This window comes from Sphingomonas sp. NPDC019816 (assembly GCF_050274375.1).
Classification (GTDB): domain Bacteria; phylum Pseudomonadota; class Alphaproteobacteria; order Sphingomonadales; family Sphingomonadaceae; genus Sphingomonas.
This window is the reverse complement of record NZ_JBNNOB010000262.1, coordinates 1-1,684: the sequence shown is the minus strand read 5'-3', so window position 1 is coordinate 1,684 and position 1,684 is coordinate 1. Positions and strand designations below refer to the sequence as shown.

Here is a 1,684-nt window from a genome sequence, read left to right as displayed (position 1 = left end):
TCCTCCTCGAATTCCTTCGTGAAACGTCGCTGCTTCGTCATCGAGTTCGCCTTTCACCTCAAGGGAACTCTCCACTTTTCCGGGGCAAGTCCAGTTCGGCCACGCAGTCGGCGGGAAGACGGCGTCCTCGCCTGATTGTCTCCCCATCCTCCAAAGCACCGCGCGTGACATTTCATGTCTGACCGGCACCGGCGGATATATGGCCGATTAGGGCGGTTCCTGCCTGGACCTAGCCAGGAGCCGTCATGATCAAGATCGCCTTTGCCCCCCTTCTTCTCGCGTCGACGATCGTCGCCGGTGCGAGCCATGCGCAGTCGACCTCGAAGATTGTCGGGCTTGCGCCCCAGCCCGAACCCTATGCGACGAAGTCGGTGGTCAACCATCCGCGCACGATCGGCTGGCCGGAAGGGCGCAAGCCGGTGGCGCCGCGCGGATATGAGGTGGTGAAGTTCGCCGGCGGGCTGGACTATCCGCGTCAGGCGCTCTTGCTGCCCAATGGCGACGTGCTGGTGTCCGAGGCGCGCACCATGCCAAAGCTGGATGCCGACCCGGAGGTCCAGCGCGGCCAGGCGCTGTCGAAGACGACCGGCTTCAGCGCCAATCGCCTGACCCTGTTGCGCGATGCGGATCGCGATGGCGTGGCGGAGCAGCGCTTCGTCCTGCGCGACGGCCTGAACCAGCCGTTCGGCATGCAATATGCCGGCGGTCGCCTGTATGTCGCCAACACCGATGGCGTGGTGAGCTTTCCCTATCAGCTCGGCCAGACGCGAATCACGGCAGCGCCCAAGCCGTTGATCGCCCTGCCTGCCGGCGGTTATAACAATCACTGGACCCGCAACCTGCTGCTTAGTCCCGATGGCCGCACGCTGTACGTCTCGGTCGGGTCGGCGTCGAATGTCGGCGAATATGGCATGGACGAGGAAAAGCGCCGTGCGGCGATCCTGGCCGTCGATCTCGCGACCGGGCGGGAGCGGCTCTATGCCTCGGGCCTGCGCAACCCGGTGGGCATGGCCTGGGCCCCGACGGGCAGCGTGTTGTGGACGGCGGTGAATGAGCGCGACGAGATCGGCGACGATATCGCGCCCGATTATCTGGTCGGCGTGCGCGAGGGCGGCTTTTACGGCTGGCCCTACAGCTATTATGGCAAGCAGGACCCACGCCATGTCAACGAGCGGCGCGACCTGTTGGCGACGACGCTGATGCCTGATGTCGCCGTCGGTGCCCATTCCGCCGCGCTGGGGCTGGCCTTCGACAAGGGGGGGCAGACCGCCTATGTCGCGCGCCATGGCTCGTGGAATCGCTCCAGCTTCAGCGGCTATGACGTCCTGGCCGTGCCCTTCACCGCCGGCCGCCCGAGCGCGGCACCGCAGCCCTTCCTGACCGGCTTCATCGCCGATGAGAAGAAGGGCGACGTCTATGGCCGCCCGGTCAGCGTCCAGACGCGCGAGGATGGCGCGATCTTCGTCGTCGACGATGCGGGCGATACCATCTGGATGGTGCGCCGCACATCGTGACCCTCCGGCGGGGTGGCATAGGCGCGATCGCGGTGGCGTGCATTGCCGCCGCATCGCCCGGTCATGCGCAGACGATTGAGGTGGTGCCGGTTTTCTGGACAGGGTGTTAAGCTACTCCTGACCTGAAGGACTGGTACGGGAATGAAGACGACGAGGAAGCGCTACGGCGC

General features: G+C 65.6%; 1 protein-coding gene. It reads left to right on the top strand.

What is annotated here, in order from left to right:
* Positions 1–245: 245 nt before the first annotated feature.
* A complete protein-coding gene (locus ACQKJZ_RS19250) occupies positions 246–1,514 on the top strand; it encodes a PQQ-dependent sugar dehydrogenase (RefSeq protein WP_427733299.1) in 1,269 nt (422 codons plus the stop codon).
* Positions 1,515–1,684: the final 170 nt, after the last annotated feature.

What these genes read in the sequence shown, in the direction of transcription:
- ACQKJZ_RS19250 (WP_427733299.1), top strand. Translation starts at nt 246, where the DNA reads ATGATCAAGATCGCCTTTGCCCCCCTTCTTCTCGCGTCGACGATCGTC.